The sequence below is a fragment of the uncultured Cellulomonas sp. genome, assembly GCF_947494015.1.
Classification (GTDB): Bacteria; Actinomycetota; Actinomycetes; order Actinomycetales; family Cellulomonadaceae; genus Pengzhenrongella.
Window position 1 is genome coordinate 24,864 of sequence record NZ_CANLTL010000004.1, and the last position, 16,757, is coordinate 41,620.

Annotated in this window: 15 protein-coding genes; 7 read left to right on the forward strand and 8 right to left on the reverse strand. The window is 75.1% G+C overall.

The features are described 5' to 3' along the window. Positions 1-105 precede the first annotated feature (105 nt). Both Q0840_RS05590 and Q0840_RS05595 read left to right on the forward strand, forming a co-directional pair. A complete protein-coding gene (locus Q0840_RS05590; RefSeq protein ID WP_298457319.1) occupies positions 106-1,131 on the forward strand; it encodes a diacylglycerol kinase family protein in 1,026 nt (341 codons plus the stop codon). A 99-nt stretch (positions 1,132-1,230) separates the two neighbouring features. After that, complete coding sequence (locus Q0840_RS05595; RefSeq protein ID WP_298457321.1) at positions 1,231-3,309, forward strand: bifunctional UDP-sugar hydrolase/5'-nucleotidase; 2,079 nt, start codon at positions 1,231-1,233, stop codon at positions 3,307-3,309. Positions 3,310-3,420: 111 nt separating this feature from the next. Here the strand turns inward: Q0840_RS05595 and Q0840_RS05600 are convergent, their stop codons facing one another. Further along, positions 3,421-3,816, reverse strand: coding sequence for a type II toxin-antitoxin system VapC family toxin (locus Q0840_RS05600; protein ID WP_298457323.1), 396 nt, complete (start codon positions 3,814-3,816; stop codon positions 3,421-3,423). Between the two features lie 78 nt (positions 3,817-3,894). After that, positions 3,895-4,521: a hypothetical protein gene (locus Q0840_RS05605; protein WP_298457326.1), complete on the reverse strand. Its 627-nt coding sequence runs from the start codon at positions 4,519-4,521 to the stop codon at positions 3,895-3,897. A gap of 159 nt (positions 4,522-4,680) precedes the next feature. Here Q0840_RS05605 and Q0840_RS05610 point away from each other — a divergent pair, with 159 nt between their 5' ends. Both Q0840_RS05610 and Q0840_RS05615 read left to right on the forward strand, forming a co-directional pair. Beyond that, positions 4,681-5,151 carry a hypothetical protein gene (locus Q0840_RS05610; protein ID WP_298457328.1) on the forward strand — a complete coding sequence of 157 codons (471 nt, stop codon included), beginning with the start codon at positions 4,681-4,683 and terminating at the stop codon, positions 5,149-5,151. Next, positions 5,148-6,317 (forward strand): zinc-dependent alcohol dehydrogenase, encoded by a 1,170-nt coding sequence (locus tag Q0840_RS05615; RefSeq protein WP_298457330.1) that lies wholly within the window; start codon positions 5,148-5,150, stop codon positions 6,315-6,317. The genes Q0840_RS05610 and Q0840_RS05615 overlap by 4 nt, the downstream gene beginning before the upstream one ends. 9 nt (positions 6,318-6,326) lie before the next feature. On the opposite strand, the gene Q0840_RS05620 is transcribed toward Q0840_RS05615, so the two are convergent. From Q0840_RS05620 to Q0840_RS05635, 4 genes are all read right to left on the reverse strand, one after another. Next, positions 6,327-6,923, reverse strand: a complete 597-nt coding sequence (locus tag Q0840_RS05620) for a DUF5317 family protein (RefSeq protein WP_298457332.1) — start codon at positions 6,921-6,923, stop codon at positions 6,327-6,329. A 1-nt stretch (position 6,924) separates the two neighbouring features. Continuing rightward, entirely contained in the window at positions 6,925-9,030 is a 2,106-nt protein-coding gene (locus tag Q0840_RS05625) for a bifunctional diguanylate cyclase/phosphodiesterase (RefSeq protein ID WP_298457334.1), read from the reverse strand. Positions 9,031-9,400: 370 nt separating this feature from the next. Continuing rightward, positions 9,401-10,246, reverse strand: coding sequence for a Cof-type HAD-IIB family hydrolase (locus Q0840_RS05630; protein WP_298457336.1), 846 nt, complete (start codon positions 10,244-10,246; stop codon positions 9,401-9,403). A 28-nt stretch (positions 10,247-10,274) separates the two neighbouring features. Beyond that, positions 10,275-13,295, reverse strand: coding sequence for a bifunctional diguanylate cyclase/phosphodiesterase (locus tag Q0840_RS05635; protein ID WP_298457338.1), 3,021 nt, complete (start codon positions 13,293-13,295; stop codon positions 10,275-10,277). A 313-nt stretch (positions 13,296-13,608) separates the two neighbouring features. Here Q0840_RS05635 and Q0840_RS05640 point away from each other — a divergent pair, with 313 nt between their 5' ends. Beyond that, positions 13,609-14,829: a M15 family metallopeptidase gene (locus Q0840_RS05640; RefSeq protein ID WP_298457340.1), complete on the forward strand. Its 1,221-nt coding sequence runs from the start codon at positions 13,609-13,611 to the stop codon at positions 14,827-14,829. A gap of 42 nt (positions 14,830-14,871) precedes the next feature. Here the strand turns inward: Q0840_RS05640 and Q0840_RS05645 are convergent, their stop codons facing one another. After that, entirely contained in the window at positions 14,872-15,735 is an 864-nt protein-coding gene (locus Q0840_RS05645) for an NAD(P)-dependent oxidoreductase (protein ID WP_298457343.1), read from the reverse strand. A gap of 152 nt (positions 15,736-15,887) precedes the next feature. On the opposite strand from Q0840_RS05645, the gene Q0840_RS05650 reads away from it, so the two are divergent. Both Q0840_RS05650 and Q0840_RS05655 read left to right on the forward strand, forming a co-directional pair. Further along, entirely contained in the window at positions 15,888-16,301 is a 414-nt protein-coding gene (locus Q0840_RS05650; RefSeq protein WP_298457348.1) for a VOC family protein, read from the forward strand. Between the two features lie 56 nt (positions 16,302-16,357). Continuing rightward, entirely contained in the window at positions 16,358-16,531 is a 174-nt protein-coding gene (locus tag Q0840_RS05655; RefSeq protein WP_298457350.1) for a chromosome partitioning protein, read from the forward strand. A 14-nt stretch (positions 16,532-16,545) separates the two neighbouring features. On the opposite strand, the gene Q0840_RS05660 is transcribed toward Q0840_RS05655, so the two are convergent. Next, positions 16,546-16,755: a hypothetical protein gene (locus Q0840_RS05660; RefSeq protein WP_298457353.1), complete on the reverse strand. Its 210-nt coding sequence runs from the start codon at positions 16,753-16,755 to the stop codon at positions 16,546-16,548. Positions 16,756-16,757 lie beyond the last annotated feature (2 nt).

Genomic DNA, 16,757 nt, shown 5'->3' on the forward strand with positions numbered 1-16,757 from the left:
CTCCGCTGCCCGCGCGCCGGCCCCCCGGGTCTGGGATGGTGTCCGGAGCAGGCACCGGCCCCCCTGGCGTGCCGACCGGTCCACATCAGCAGGAGGCCACCCGGCATGGACTCAGCACGCACCGAGGGCGCTGTCGCGCCGTCTTCCGGGCGGGCAACGCCCTCCGCCGGCCCGCACCTCGCAGCCGAGGAGGACCGCCGGCCGCTGCGCTCCGTCGTCGTCTTCAACCCCGTCCGGGTCGACGACCTGCAGGGGCGGCAGGCCGCCGTCGCGCAGGCGCTGTCCGAGGCGGGGTGGCCGGCGACCGAGTGGATCGAGACCACCGCGGACGACCCCGGCGCGGGCCAGGCGCGCCAGGCGATCGCCGACGGTGCCGAGCTCGTCTTCGTGTGCGGCGGCGACGGGACCGTCCGGTCCACGATCGAGGGCGTCGCCGGGACCGACGTCCCGCTGGCCGTCCTGCCCGCGGGCACCGGCAACCTGCTCGCGACCAACCTGGGGGTGCCCGACGACCCGCGCGCCGGGGTCCACCTCGCGACGCAGTGGGGTCGGCGGCGGCTCGACATCGGCGACGTGGACGGGCAGGCGTTCGCGGTGATGGCCGGGATGGGGTTCGACGCGGCCCTGCTCGACGACGCGTCCACAGAGCTCAAGGCGAAGATCGGCCCGCTCGCGTACGTGCTGTCGGCCGTGCAGCACCTGCGCGACCGGCGGTCCGACGTCCAGGTCGGCCTCGACGGCCGGGCGCCGGTGCGCCGCCGGGCCCGCAGCGTCGTCATCGGCAACGTCGGGCGGCTGCAGGGCGGGGTCACGCTGCTCGCAGACGCCGAGCCGGACAACGGGCAGATGGACGTCGCCATCCTGGCCCCGCGGACGCTCGGCCACTGGGTCGCCCTGGCGTGGGGCGTCGTCCGCCGCCGGCGGCGCATCGCGCACATGCAGGTGCTGCGTGGGTCGCGGATCACGGTGACGTGGGACCGCGAGCAGCCCCGCGAGCTGGACGGCGACGTCATCGAGCCCGGCCGGTCGATGACCGTGACGGTCCGTCCGGGAGCGCTGCTGCTGTGCGTGCCGCAACCGGAGCAGACCCCGGACCTCGCCGAGGGCAGCGAGCACCTCGCGGAGGGCTGAGCCGACCGGGCGCGCCGGGGGACACGCCGACCGGTCACCGTCCGTTCACCCGGACGGCCTACGGTTCTCGCGCAGTCGACCCCCTCTGACAGGAGACCCATGCCCGTGCGCAGAACCGTCGGCACCCTCGCCGTCGCGTGCCTCGGAGTCACCGCCGCGCTGCCCGCCATGTCCGCGGCCGCCGTCACGACACCCCCCGCCCCCCTCAGCCTGACCCTGCTGTCCACGACGGACACGCACGGGCACGTCATGAACTGGGACTACTTCGCCGACGCGCCGTACGAGGGGGAGGACACCCTCGGCCTGTCGCGGGTGGCCACCGTGGTCGAGGACGTCCGGGCGGAGCAGCCCGAGAACTCGGTCCTCGTGCTGGACAACGGGGACGCCATCCAGGGCACCCCGCTGACCTACCTGTACGGCATGGGCGAGCGCGCCGACGAGGTGCTCTCGAGCACCACCGCCCACCCCATGGCGCAGGCGTTCAACACCATCGGCTACGACGCCCAGGTGGTGGGCAACCACGAGTACAACTACGGCCTGGACCTGCTCGGCGCGTACGAGGACGACCTCGCCGCCCCCCTGCTCGGCGCGAACGTCATCGACGTCGCGACCGGCGAGCCGTACCACACGCCGTACACGCTGATCGAGCGCGAGATCGACGGCCAGAGCGTCACGGTCGGCGTCATCGGGCTGGTCACCCCCGGTGTGCGGGTGTGGGACAAGCAGCACGTCGAGGGCGTCCTGGAGTTCCAGGACATGGTGCAGGCGGCCCAGAAGTGGGTGCCCGTCGTCGACGGGCTCGCCGACGTCGTGGTGGTGCTGGCGCACACCGGCCAGGGCACCGTGCCGGACGCCGGGTACGACCCGGCAGACCTCAACGAGGACGTCGTCAACAACATCGCCGTCCAGGTGCCCGGCATCGACGTCATCGTCGCCGGGCACTCCCACCAGGACGAGCCGGCCACCGTCTACACGAACGTCGACGGCGGCCAGGTGCTGGTGACCCAGCCGTACTACTGGGCGCAGAGCGTGACCGAGGTCAGCCTCAACCTGCTGCCCACCGACGACGGCTACGCGGTCGACTGGAGCGAGGCAGGCGCGCCCGCGGTCGAGCCGCACTACGGCTACCAGATCGAGACCGAGGACCCCGAGCTCGTCGCCGAGCTCACCCCCGAGCACGAGGCGACGGTCGAGTACGTCAACACCCCGGTGGCGACGTCGGTCACCGAGCTGTCGGCGGCCACGTCCCGCTACGAGGACACCCCGATCATCGACTTCATCAACCACGTGCAGGCCGAGACGGTGGACGCGGCGCTGGACGGCACCGACCTGGCCGACGTGCCGGTCCTGTCCCAGGCGTCGCCGTTCTCGCGGACGGCGGTCTTCCCCGAGGGCCAGGTCACCATCCGGGACATGGCGGGCCTGTACATCTACGAGAACACGCTGCTCGGCGTGAGGATGACCGGTGCACAGGTCCAGGACTACCTGGAGTACTCCGCGCGCTACTTCAACCAGGTCGCCGAGGGTGCGCCGTTCGATCCCGAGACGGGCACGAACGCCGTCACCGCGGACCGTCCGGGCGGTATCCCGGACTACAACTACGACGTGCTGTCCGGCGTCGAGTACGCCATCGACATCTCCCAGCCGGCCGGCTCGCGCATCTCGGGTCTGTCCTACCCCGACGGCACGCCGGTGGCCGACGACGACGTCGTGGTCCTCGCGGTGAACAACTACCGGCAGAGCGGCGGCGGCGGCTACCCGCACGTCGCCGGGGCCGAGGTGGTCTACGACGAGCGGCAGGAGATCCGCCAGCTGCTCATCGACTGGGCCGCCGCGCACGGGTCGATCGACCCCGCCGACTTCGCGCAGCAGAGCTGGACGCTCGTCACCGCCCCCGTCGTCGCCGAGCCGGAGCCCACCCCGACGCCGACGCCCGACCCGACGACCCCTGCCCCGACCACGCCGTCGGCGCCCGGCGGCACGACGGGCGGGACGACCGGTGGCACCGGCACGACCGGCGGGACGACCGGCGACGGCCCGAACCAGGCGGCCGACCGCTCCGGCGCCCTCGCGGCGACCGGTGCCGAGCCGGCCGCACTGGTGGGGCTCACCGCGGTGCTGCTCGCCCTCGGGACCGCGCTGTGGGCCGTCGCCCGCCGCCGGCAGCCCGTCGGCTGACCGACCCGGTACGCCAGGGGCCGAGGCCGCCGTCCGCGCACGTGAGCGGGCGGCGGCCTCGGCCGTCTGCGGCACGCGCGGCACGGCCTCGCGTGCGCCGGGTGGCGCGCGTCAGCGCAGGTCGTCGACCGTCGCCACGGACACGACACCCTCCAGCGCCCGGGCGAAGTCCTGGTCGAGCGTGAGCAGCGCATCACCCTGCAGCTCGGTCAGGGCCACGTACTCGGCACCGAACGTCTCCCACCACCCGAGGCGGTCGGCGACCTCCCAGGCGCGACGCCGCATGACGGCGTCCCCGAGCAGGCGGATCCGCAGCCGGCCGACCGCGGCGAGCCGGTCGCGGGCGATGTCGTCCGGCAGCTCCCCGCGCTGGACCGACTCGTGCAGCCGCGACAGCACCTGCGAGCGCAGCAGGGTCGGTGCCAGCAGCTCGTGCTCGGCCCCGATCTGCAGCCCCTCGGTCACGATGTGCAGCACGGCACTGGAATCGACGACGAACTTGGTCATGCTTCTCCCTCTGGTCGCAAACCCGCCAATCCTAGGGACCGCACGAGCCGGTCGACGCCACGCCGACGCGACCCGACGTCACCCCCGGCTACCGGGCGGCCGGCCCGGCGGCGCCAGACCCGCATCGCGCAGCGTCACGGCGGCGAGCGCGGCCACGACCTCCGGGTCCCCCCGCCGCCAGGCGCCGGCCACGTCGGGGCCGACGGCGGCGAGCCGGGACAACGGTGCGTGAGCGAGGGCTCGCAGCGCCAGCAGGTCCACACCGTCGGGCCCGGCCAGCACGCGCCGCACGACCGCGAGGCGTCGCGCGGTGCGCCACCGGTGCAGCGCCCACGCCCCGGCGACGAGCAGGACCGGCCACCCGGCGACCGACACCCCGGCGAGCACCGCGACGCGCTCCGCGCCGGTCTGCACGTCGACCCCGGCCCGGGCGAGCGCGAGGGCGGCGTCGCCCGCGGCGTCGAACGGCCCGCGCAGGTCGTCACCGAGCACCGGGGCGCGCCCGACGCCGTCCGCCGTGGCGCGCAGCCCGTCCTCGAGCGAGAGGCCCGCCCGCTCCAGGGCACGCCCCGGCGCCGCCAGCCGCCCGACGACGTCGTGCACGGCGCGGCCGACGAGGACCCAGGCGACGACCCACCCGGCCACCACCAGGTCGCCGACGACCTGCCGGGTGCGGTGCGTGCGGTCCTGGGCGTAGAGGCTCACCGACGCATCGTCCCGCGCGGGCCGCCGGCGTGCACGGTCCGGCGGCGCGGTTGCCGGTCACCGGGGGCGGTGCGAACGTGGGTCCGGGCCGGTGGCCCGCACCCGGCAGCCCGCCGGCGTGGACGGTCCGGCGGCCTGCCGGAGGACGGGGGCGGACCCATGGCATCCAGGACTGGGGTGGCGGCCGCGGGCCTGGCGGGTCTCGCGCTCGCCGGTGCGGCGGCCGGTGGGCTCGCGTCGCGCGCCGGGACGGTGGCCTCCGCGGGGGCACGACCGGACCGGTGGCACGCGGTCACGATCCTGTGCGCGCCGCAGGACGTCGGGTCGCCCGGTGCGTGGCCGCAGCCGGTCGCCGAGCTCGGCGACCGCGTCGACGTCCGGGTCGTCCCGGCCCCCGGTGACCGCGGGACCGAGTTGGGGCTGCGCGCCCGCGCCGGCCTGCGGCCGGGGGAGTCGCCGGACGCCGCCGACCTGGAGGACCGCATCCGCCTCGCGCTGCGGCACACCCGGATGCTGCTCGAGACCGGCGAGGTCCTGCAGCCGGACCGTCCCGGCACGACCCGCACGACCCTGACCAGCCTGCCGCTGCGGCTCGCGCTGCGCCGGTCCCAGACCGGAGGCCGGCCGTGAAGGCGCTGACGTGGCAGGGCGTGAACCGGCTGTCGGTCGAGCAGGTCCCCGACCCGGGACTGCTCAACGCGCAGGACGCGATCGTCAAGGTGACCAGGACCGTCGCCTGCGGCTCGGACCTGCACCTGCTGGGCGGGTACATCCCCTTCATGCGCGCCGGCGACGTGATCGGGCACGAGTTCCTCGGTGAGGTCGTCGAGGTGGGCAGCGAGGTCCGCACGCACCGGGTGGGGGACCGGGTCGTGGTGAGCTCGTTCATCGCGTGCGGCCGGTGCTGGTTCTGCCGGCAGGGCCTGTTCTCCGCCTGCGACAACGGCAACACGAACCCCGCCCTGACCGAGCGGCTGTGGGGGGCCGCGCCGGGCGGCTGCTTCGGCTACTCCCACGCGCTCGGCGGCAACGCCGGCAGCCACGCGGAGTACGTCCGGGTGCCCTTCGCGGACGTCGGCGCCTTCCGCGTGCCCGACGCCGTCAGCGACGAGCGGGCGCTGTTCGCCTCGGACGCCGCCGCGACCGGATGGATGGGCGCCGACCTGGGCGGCGTCCGGCCCGGTGACGTCGTGGCGGTGTGGGGCGCGGGCGCGGTCGGCCAGATGGCTGCGCGCGCCGCGATGCTCCTCGGGGCGGAGCGGGTCGTCGTCATCGACCGGGTCCCGGAGCGGCTGGCGCTGGCCGAGCGGCACGTCGGCTGCGAGGTGCTCGACCTCACCACCACCAGCGTCGGAGCCGAGCTGATGGAGGCGACCGCCGGCCGGGGCGTCGACGTCGCGATCGAGGCGGTCGGCATGGAGGCGCACGGCCGCGGACTGTCCGCCGCCTACGACCAGGTCAAGCAGCAGCTACGGCTGCAGACGGACCGTCCCACCGCGGTCCGCGAGGCGATCTACAACACCCGCAAGGCGGGCACGGTGTTCGTCCTGGGGGTGTTCGCGCTGGCGGTCGACAAGTTCCCGCTCGGCGCGGTGCTGAACAAGGGGCTCACCGTGCGGGGCGCGCAGATGCACGGCCAGCGGTACATCCCGATGCTCCTCGAGCGCATGGAGCGTGGCGAGCTCGTCACCGAGCACCTGGCGACCCACGTCCTGCCCCTGGACGACGGGCCGCGCGCCTACGACCTGTTCAAGAACAAGAAGGACGGCTGCCTGCGCCCGGTCCTGACCCCGTGACCCCGGTCCTCACCCCGCGGCCCCGGTCGTCGGCGCGGCCGGTACCGGGTGCGCGACGACGCGCGCGTCGGGCGCTGCGGGCTGGGGCAGCCGGCCGAGCCGTTGCGTGCCGTGCCAGGCGGCCACCGCCACCCCGGCCGCGATGAGCACGTCCCCGACGCTGAACGTGTTGGCCAGCGGCAGCGGCGCCGGCCAGGCGAAGACGTCACCGAGCCAGGGCAGCACGGGGTCGGCGACGACCGCCGAGTTCGCGAACTCGCCGGCGCGGTCGACCCCGGTGGCGGCCACGGCGGCCGCCGATGCGGGCAGCACGCCGCCGTTGAGCGCGATCGTGATCCCGTTCAGGGCGGCACCGGCGCCCACCACGAGCACACCGGTCAAGGCACGGTTGACGACGATGAAGGCCACCGCGAGGGCGTAGGTCGCCACGTGCAGGACCGACGCGACGACGTCGGGCAGCGGAGCCTCGACGACGACGACCTGCAGCGCGAGGGTGCCCCAGATCAGCAGCGGGTGTCGCCACCGGTGCAGGAGGAGGTGTGCGGGCCAGCGGCCGGCGACCAGCGGCGACAGCATCGCGAGCGCGCACACGGCGAGGAGCAGCACGTCAGGCCTGCGTCCCGGGTCGCGGACGCGGCAGCGTGCCGCCGGTCGTCGCCGCCGGCCGGGCACCGCCGCGCGGCTGCTCGGCGTGCAGGCGACGACCGATCTCGGCGGACGTCGTCGGGCGGGCCAGGTGGTAGCCCTGGCCGATGCCGCAGCCCAGCGCCTGCAGGCTCACCGCGGTCTCCTCCTCCTGGACCCCTTCGGCGATGACCCGCAGCCCCAGGTCACGGGCCAGGGTGATCGTCGATCGGACGATGACGAAGTCGTGGCGGTCGCGGTCCATGTCGCTGACGAACGACCGGTCGACCTTCAGCTCGTCGATCTCGAGCCGCTTGAGGTAGTTCAGCGACGCGTGCCCGGTGCCGTAGTCGTCCACCGCGATGCCGACGCCGATCCGCCGGAGCTCGGCGATGACCACGTCGGCGCGGGCCGGGTCGGACAGCAGCCCGGTCTCGGTCACCTCCAGCACCAGGTCGCCGGCCGGCACCCCGTGCCGCTGGAGCGCGTCGAGGACCTGGCGGGGCAGCGCCAGGTCGGACAGGTGGCGCGCCGAGAGGTTGACCGCCATCCGCAGCCGGTGGCCCTCGGCGCGCCACCGCGCGAGGTCGCCGAGCGCGGTGTTCAGGACGAACGCGGTGACCGCGGCGATCAGCCCGGACTTCTCCGCGAGCGGGATGAAGCTGTCCGGCGGCACCTGGCCGCGCACGGGGTGCCGCCAGCGGACGAGCGCCTCGACCCCCACGGTGCGGCGGTCGGTGAGGTCCACCTGCGGCTGGTAGGCGACGCTGAGCTGGCCGGTGTCGAGCGCCGCGCGCAGATCGGCCAGCAGGCCGAGCCGCTCCAGGGTGTGGGCGTCGAACTGCTCGGAGTACACGCAGGTGCGGTCGCGGTCGAGCTTGGCCTGGTAGAGCGCGATGTCGGCGTTCTTCATCAGCGTGGCCGCGTCCGTGCCGTGCGCGGGCGCGACGGCGACGCCGGCGCTCGCCCGCACCAGCAGCTCCAGCTCGCCGACCTGCGTGGGCGCCTCGAGCGCGGCGAGCAGGTCACGGGCCAGTGCCTCGCAGTCGACCAGTCCGCCGGCCACGACGACGGCGAACTCGTCACCGCCGAGGCGGTTGGCCTGCCGGGTGCCCCCGATCACGGCGTCGAGGCGGTGCGCGACGTTGCGCAGGAGCTCGTCGCCGACGGGGTGGCCGAGGGTGTCGTTGATGTCCTTGAAGTGGTCCAGGTCGAGCATGACGAGGCCGGGGCCGGCAGCGGGGTCGTCGGCTGCCGCGGCGAGCGCGTGCGTGAGCTGGGTCTGCAGCCGGTCGCGGTTGCCCAGGCCGGTGAGGGAGTCGTGGGTGGCCTGGTGCGCGTGCCGCACGGCCACCTTGGTCATCCCGTAGACGGCCACGGCCGGTGCGCACAGCAGGAAGAGGAACACCACGCCGCTGCTCGCGACGTTCGCGGCGACCGCGCCCACGCACAGCAGCACACCGGTCGTCGCGGCGAAGAACCGCGCGTCCTGACCGACCACGATCCCCAGCGGCTGGCGGACGGCGAGCGCCACCACGACGGCGACGAGCAGGCGGTTGACGAGCACGAGGACGGCCCCGCCGACCAGGAGCGGGAGCACGTCGCGCATGCCGACGGTCATCGGGGGTCCGAAGACCGGGTGCCCGGCGAGGGCGGCGAACACCACCCGGCCGGCGATCACGCTGATCGCGTACTGCCCGAGGTTGAACAGCGACTTGGTGGCCGGGCGTCGGCGCAGCACGTCGTCCGCAACGCTGGCCACGAGCTGCGCCCCGAGGGCGATGCCCAGACCACCCACCGAGATGAGGGCGACGATGAACGGCGTCGAGCTGGACACCGCCTCGGCCGGCTCGTCGCCGCGTGTCACGCTCAGGGGCTTGATCTCGCCGATGAGCGCGGCCAGCACCAGGAAGGCGACCGCCCACACCGGCACCTGCGCCAGCGTCTGCGCCCAGTCCGTCTGCACGACGACCAGGGCCAGGCCCACGGCTCCCAGGACGGCCACGGCCGTCACGTAGGCGCCGACGACGAAGGACCGGGCCGGCCGTCGAGCCGCCACCCGGTCCTCGTCCGAGCTGGTCAGATCCACTTCCACCCGGCGCCGACGACGGCGGCGACGGCCGCGAAGGTGGGCGCGCTGACGGCGATGCGGACGACGGTGCTCTTGGTGCTCGTGCGCCAGTTGTTCATCGTGGGTCTCCTTCTGCTGTGCGTCGGTCCGCTCGACCCTGGTCGCTCGTGCCGTCGGTGCTGGTCCGCCTGGGCGGCGGGCGAGTGTGTTCGCCCTGCACTGGTGTCATCGGCGTGTACGACCCGGCGTTGAGCAGATCGGCCCCCCCTGCGTGCGAACGGGTGAACCCGCGCGTGCCCGCCCATCTGTAGCACGCCCGGGCGCGTGCCGCCGTGCGGCCGGGTGCGCGGTCGGCGGGAGGTGGTGCCGGCCGTGGCACGACGCGCCGTCACAGCCCCAGCGCGGCGCGGATGGTGCGCACGACGCCGTCCTCGCGGTTGGACGGCGCCCGGTACCGCGCTCGCGCGAGCACCTGCGGGTGGGCGTTGGCCATCGCGACGGAGTGCTCGGCGGCGTCGAGCATCTGCAGGTCGTTGAGGTAGTCCCCGAACGCCAGGGTCTGGCTGCGCGTGATCCCGTGCAGCCGCTGGACGGTCTGGACCGCGGTGCCCTTGTGCACGTCGCGGGCCATGACGTCGACCCAGTGCGCGCCGGACACGACCACCTGGTGGGAGGTCCGCAACGACGCCAGGGCGGGTTCGGTCGTGTCGGCCGCGGAGCCGGCGTCGAAGACGGCGACCTTCAGCACGTCGTCGTCCACGGCGAGCAGGTCGTCCACGTGCTCGAGCCGGGCGTAGTAGCGGTCCGCCTCCGCGCGGACCCGCGGGTCCGGCGTCTCCAGGTAGGCCGACCGCTTCCCGCACACGACCGCACCGGCCCCCACGCCCGCCGCGGCGAGCCGACGGACCCGGTCCACGACGTCGTGCACGACCCTGCGGTCGATGGTGGTCGAGCTGATCTCCTGCCCGCCCCGGGCGACGTACGACCCGTTCTCCGCGATGACGACCAGGTCCCGCGCGACGGGCGCGAGCTGCGCCACCAGCGTGGCGTGCTGGCGGCCGCTCGCGGGGCAGAACAGCACACCGCGCTCCCTCAGCTCGGGCAGCAGGGACCACAGCGACGGCGGGACGCGGTGGTCCTCGTCCAGCAGGGTGCCGTCCATGTCGACGGTGATCAGGCGGATGTCGGGCAGCGGACCGGTCAGGGCGACCGGTCCGGCGGTGTCGAGCGTCATGCCCCGATCCTCCCAGGACCGCTCGCGCTCACCCCTCGCGGTGCCGCGCCTGCGCCCGCGCGGCGATCGCCGCACCCGGCTGGGGCCGGCCGAACAGGTAGCCCTGCGCGAGCGTGAACCCCGCCTCGCGCAGCAGCGTCAGCTGCTCGACCGTCTCGACCCCCTCGGTGACGACCTCCACCCCCAGCTCGCGGGCCAGCGCCAGGACGCCGGTGGCCAGCGCGAGCGACTTGCCGTCCTCGGTGATCGCGCTGGTGAACGACCGGTCGAGCTTGATCTGGTCGACGGGGAGCCGCTGGAGCCACGCCAGCGTGGAGTAGCCGGTGCCGAAGTCGTCCAGGGACACGCCCACCCCGATCCGGCGCAGCGCCGACAACCGGTCCGCGACCCCCGGCAGGTCGACCAGCGAGCGGCTCTCGACCACCTCCAGGTAGAGCCGCGAGGGTGCCAGGCCGTTCGCGGCCAGCGCCTCGCGGACCGTCGCGTGCAGCCGGGGGTCGACCAGCGTCCGGGCGGAGGTGTTGACCGCGACGTGCAGGCGCGCGCCGCGGCAGCCCGCGTCCCACTCCGCCAGGGTGCGGCACGCCTCGCGCACCGCCCACAGGTCCAGCTCGACGACGACGCCGATCTCCTCGGCGAGGGACAGGAACGCGGCCGGGGCGAGCAGTCCGAGCGTCGGGTGCTGCCAGCGCAGCAGCGCCTCCACCCCCACGGTGGGCATCCGGTCGGGGTGCACCGGCGCGGGGTCACCGATGTCCACCAGTCGCTGGAAGTGCAGCCTCAGCTCGCCGTTGTCGGCGGCGCACCGCAGCGCGCGCTCGACGTCGGTGTGCCCGACGTCGGGCGCGGTCGCGGCGCGGCCGGCGACCGAGACCTGGTTGCGGCCGTGCTGCTTGGCGACGTACATGGCGCCGTCGGCGGCCTGCAGCAGGCTGGGAGCGGCCGCGTCCTGCCCGTGGTGGACCGCCACGCCCACACTCGTGGTCACCCGCAGGTCCAGGCCGTCGACGCGGAACGGCGCCGCCAGCCGGGACACGACGGTCTCGGCGACCTGTGCGGCCTCCTCGTGCGTGGACAGCCCGTCGAGGAGCACCGCGAACTCGTCCCCGCTCAGGCGCGCCACCAGGTCGCTCGGCCGGACCGCCGCACGCAGCCGCCCCGCCGCCTGGCGCAGCAGCTCGTCCCCGGCGGCGTGCCCCAGGGCGTCGTTGACCTGCTTGAAGCGGTCCAGGTCGCAGAACAGCACCGCGACGGTGCCGACGGCGCCGGGACGCTGCAGGGCGGCGTCCAGGCGCTGGTTGAACAGCACCCGGTTCGGCAGCTGGGTCAGCGCGTCGTGCAGGGACTGGTGCCGCACCGTGCCCAGCAGCCTCGCGTTCTGCATCGCGGTCGCCGCGAACTCGACCACCCCGCCGAGCCGGTCCAGCCGCTCGGCGACCCCGGTCAGGGCGCTCGGCGCCTGCCAGGACGCGGTGGCCACGCCGAGGAACTCCTCGCCGGCCACCAGCGGCGCGACCATGACGTCGGCCAGGCCCATCTGGCGCAGCAGGGCCGCCACCGTCGGCGCGGCCGTCTCGGGCGTGAGCAGGCACGGCTCGTGCCGGGTGAGCAGGGCCGCCACCTCGGGCGACGTCTCGGGCCCGAGCACGCAGGCGTGCACGGCCGCCCGCTGCGCGTCGTCCAGGCCGGCGGAGGCAGCCACCCGCAGGCGCCCGTCGCGCTCGTCCCAGGTGAACACCGACGAGCTCGCACAGCCCACGATCCGCACGATGGCGTCGCTGACGACCTGCGCGACCGTCGCGGGCTCGGTGGCGGACCGCAGGTCGTGGGCCAGGGTGAGCAGGGCCGTGGACCGGCTCTCCCCGCGGCGGCTGGCCTCGAGGGCGGTGAGCAGGTCGAGCGCCGCCGCGGCGTGACCGGCGTAGGCGGACAGCAGGACGGCGTCCTCCTCGGGACCGCGCTGGCCGTTGCCGTGCAGCGCGGCGAGGTGGCCGTACCGCCGTCGGCTGGATGCGACCTCGGCCACCACGGCGCTCTCGCCCAGGCCGCCGCCTGCCAGCAGCCGGCGCGCCAGCTCCCGGGCCCGGTCCTCGGAGATCCCGCGGCTGTGCACGAGCGGCTCCCCGCCGTCGGGGTCGTGCAGGGCCAGCAGGTACGACGGCGCGATCACCGCGGCCGCGGCGCGCTCGGTGATGCGGTGCAGCAGGGCGTTCAGGTCCTCGGTGCGCACCAGGTCCGTCGCGGCGGACTGCAGCTCCTCGATCTGGCCACGCAGGGCGGCGAGCTCGGGATCGACCGCCGTGGCGGGTCGGCGGGTCCAGGGCCGGCGACGCCGCGTCCACGTCAGGTGGTACAGGCACGCGTCGACGCCGTCGGACTGGCACTCGTCGTGCACCACCTTCGCCTGCGGCAGGCCGAACAGCTCCGGCACCACCGACATCAGACCCTGCGCGTACAGGCAGTCCAGCCGGGAGTGCTCGTACCCGTCGTGCAGTCGGTAGCGGACCGTGGCCCGCGCCGCCCGGGCGTCGAGCATCTCCATGGTGGACGTGGTGGTGAACTTGGGGACGGCGCGAGGCATCTGGCGGTACACCCCGGCCGGCGAGCCGATCGCCCGCAGCACCAGGACGAGCGGCGGCGCCAATCCGGCGCGCAGGGCCTCGGAGCCCATCTGGCGCGTGCACAGCGGGTCGTCGAGGACGACCGTCGCCGCCTCGAACAGCCGGATCCGACAGTCGTAGCTGCTCCACCGACCGAGGTCCTCGAGCTCCTCCACCGTCGCGGACACCTGCGCGAGCTCGAGCATCCGGTCCAGCGCCGCCCGGCCGCCGCGGGCACGCACGTGCTTGACGATCAACGCCGTCGTGGCACCCGAGGTCTCCGCCGCGGCTGCGTCGACGGGCCCCGTCCCGACCGGTGCCGCCAGCGCCGCGGGACCGTCGGCGGGGCCGAACGGCGCCGGCACGGCGCCGGCCGAGCCGGTCCGGCCACGGCGCACATCGGGGAGCACGACGCCACCCCGGTGCCGGGCCCTGGACTGCTCGGTCATGACGCTCCCTCCGTTCACGGGCCGCCGGTCGTCCGCCGGTGCCCTCGGCGTCCCATCGGCCGCCCGGGTCACCGGGTGAGGATCACCGCGACACGCGGGTGCGCGACACTCCGGGTCCGCCGGGCCGTGACCGGATCGTGACCGACGGCCGGCAGACGAGCGGCGCGCGGCTGTGCTGTGCTCTCCGCGGGGTCCGTCCGATCGCGGGCGCGTCCCCGTGCCGGACGCGGATCCCAGCGGTGACAAGTCTTTTCACGCTGGTTTGCGGATCGGCTGGTGTCATGGGTGGCACCGAGGGAGGGCAGGGGTGAGGGTGGACAGGTCACGAGCAGCCGGCGCCGGGCGATCCCGGCCCGACGGCGCCGACCGCGCAGGCCGCCCGGCCGCGCGACCGGCGACGACCTGGGTCCGGTGCGGTGCCGCTGCCCTCGTCGCCGGCCTGCTGGCCGGGGGAGCGCCCGCTGCGGCGGCACCGAGCCCCTGGTCCGGCTTCGGTGGCGACATCCTGCCGCCGGCGCCGCAGCGCGCCGCCGCGGCCGCCACCGACCGGCTGGAGCCCGCGGCGCGCGCCTACGCCGAGGCGGCGTGGACCGAGTCCGTCGCCCTGGCCACCGCGGCGCTCGCCGCCGCCAGGGCGGTCGAGCAGGAGCAGGAGCAGGTCGAGCAGGAGCAGCAAGCGGAGGCGCCGACCGGGACGCCGTCGGCCGCGGACGCCGTCGCACGGGCCGACGCCGTCGCGCGGTTGACGGCTCTGCTCGGTCCGGCCGACGGCCGGGTGCGCGTACCCGGCGACCTGGCACTGAGCGCCGCCGTCAGGCGGACCGCCGGGGAGGTGCTGCGGCACGCGATGGACGCCGAGTCCGCCCGCGAGGCCGCCGCGCGAGAGGCCGTCGCGGTGCGCACGCAGCGACTGGCGGGGCTCGAGCAGGCCGCCGGCGCCGCGGCGCAGACGGTGGCGCTCACTGAGCTCACGCCGCTGACCCCCCTGCCGGCCGACCCCGCCCGGGAGACGCAGGGCACGCATGGCACGCACGGCACGACGTGGGCCACCGGGCCGCGCTCCGCGGCGGGGGACAGGGCACGCCTTCGGCCCGACGCGCCGGCAGCGGTCGCCCAGCTCGTCCGCAGCTGGAGCAACGGGATGATCCCCGCCGACGCGCTGTGCCCGGTGGACTTCGCCCCCGGCGAGCTGCTGCAGTGCGACGCCGCCGCCGCGCTGGCCCTGCTCAACGACGCCTACCGGGCGCAGTTCGGTGCCGACCTGGACGTGGTCAGCTCCTACCGGACGCTGTCGGAGCAGGTCGGGCTGCGAGCCACCAAGGGTGGGCTGGCCGCGGTGCCCGGCACGTCGAACCACGGCTGGGGCCTGGCGGTCGACCTCGGCGGGATCGGGGGCCTCGGTCAGTTCGACGCTCCCGGCTACCGGTGGCTGCAGGAGCACGCGGGCGCGTTCGGGTGGCACCACCCCCGCGCCATGGAGCCGGGCGGGTCCGGGCCGGCCGAGCCCTGGCACTGGGAGTTCGCGACCGCCTGAGCCGCGACCCCACACCGCCGGCGCCGCGACCCGCAGACCGGCTCAGGCGGTGGCGTCGGCCTGCACGTGGTCACGCCAGCTGTGCTGGGGGTCGTAGCCGAGCACGCGCCGCGCCTTGTCGATGGACAGCAGGGTCTCTTGGCCGCTGACCTCGCGGGCGAGCGGCACCCCGGGGAAGACCTCGCCGGCGAGGTCGGCGCTGGGTCGCGTCATCACGGTGTCCGCCGCGGCGATGATGAAGGTGTCGAAACCCGGCCCGGCGTTCTGCAGGGCCCGCACGACGGCCTGCGCCCCGTCGCGCGCGTCGATGTAGCCCCACAGGTTCCACCGACGCAGGGTGCCGTCGTCCTGGAACGAGGGGAACCGGGCGTAGTCCTCGGGCTCCATGACGTTGGAGAACCGCAGTGCGGTGATGCTCAGCGTCGGGTCCCAGCGCGTCAGCTGCGCCGCCATCTGCTCCTCGAGGTGCTTGACCAGCGAGTACGTCGACTCGGGCCGGGCGGGGTACTCCTCGTCGACGGGGATGTACGGCGGCGGCGTCTCGAACGGCAGCCCGAGCACGGTCTCGCTGGACGCGTACACGATCCGGTCGACGCCGGCCCGGCGCGCGGCCTGGAACACGTTGTACGTGGCCAGCATGTTGTGGTGGAACGTCGCCACGTCGGGCACGATGCCGGGCGCCGGGATCGCGGCCAGGTGCACGACGGCGTCCAGGCCGCCGTGGTGCTCGTCGATGCCGGCGATCGCGTCCGCCACCTGGCCGTAGTCGGTCAGGTCGATCAGGACGAAGCCCGTCCCGCGCTGCCCGACCCGGTCGAGGTTGAGCACGTCGTGCCCGTCCTGGCGCAACCGCGCCACGACGCTTCGACCGAGCTTGCCACTGCCACCTGTCACCGCGATCTTCATGCCGCCCATCATGGGGGGTCCGGGCGCGAGCGGCGCGCGGAGGACCGCGCCGGGCGACCGGCCGGCGGTCGCCCGGCGCAGCGGCGATGACTTCGGTGGACCGCTCCGGTCTGCCCTGCACCGGGACGGGCCCGGACGACGAGGAGGCACCGATGAGCTCGCAGCTCAACCCCTATCTGAACTTCGACGGCACCGCGCGCGAGGCGCTGGAGCTCTACCGCGACGTCTTCGGCGGGACGCTGACGATCAGCACCTTCGCCGAGTTCGGCGCGCCGGAGGGCGTCGATCCGGACGGCGTCATGCACGGGCAGCTGGAGACCACCCGCGGGTACGTCCTGATGGCGTCGGACCTGCCGCCCGGTGCGCAGCTGTCGCCGGGCGGGAGCATCACCATCTGCCTCAGCGGGGACGACGGCGACGAGCTGCGCGACCGCTTCGCCCGGCTCGCGGAGGGCGGCACGGTGAACGTCCCGCTGGCGAAGCAGATGTGGGGCGACGAGTTCGGCCAGTGCACGGACCGCTACGGCATCGGCTGGATGGTGAACATCACCGCGGCGCCGGAATGACCGGTCGGCGCCCGGGCGGGATGCGGGTCCGGGCGGACGGTGCCAGCGTGGAGGGCATGACCGAGAACCTGCCCGAGAGCTTCGACCCCCGCCAGCCGGACCTGCCGACGTGGGCCGTCGACCCGAACCCGATCCCCGACGACCACGAGGGCGAGGCGCCCACCACGGAGCCCCTGGGCGACGAGACGACGTCCGGTGAGGGCAGCGGCGCCGAGGGCGTCCCCGGCTGACCTGCCCGCCCGACCTACCCGGCTGACCCCTGGCCGTCCGCCATGAGCGGCTCGAGCCACGCCAGCTGCCGGGGGAAGCGGTGCCCGCCGCCCTCGTGCTCCCGCAGCCCGGCGGCCGAGCGGCGGACCGTGGCCGGTCCGGCACCTGCGGGCCGCAGCAGCCAGCCGCGGATCCGGCGCCCGCCGAAGCCGGTGAAGCTGACGTCGTGCACGTCCCCGGGCATCG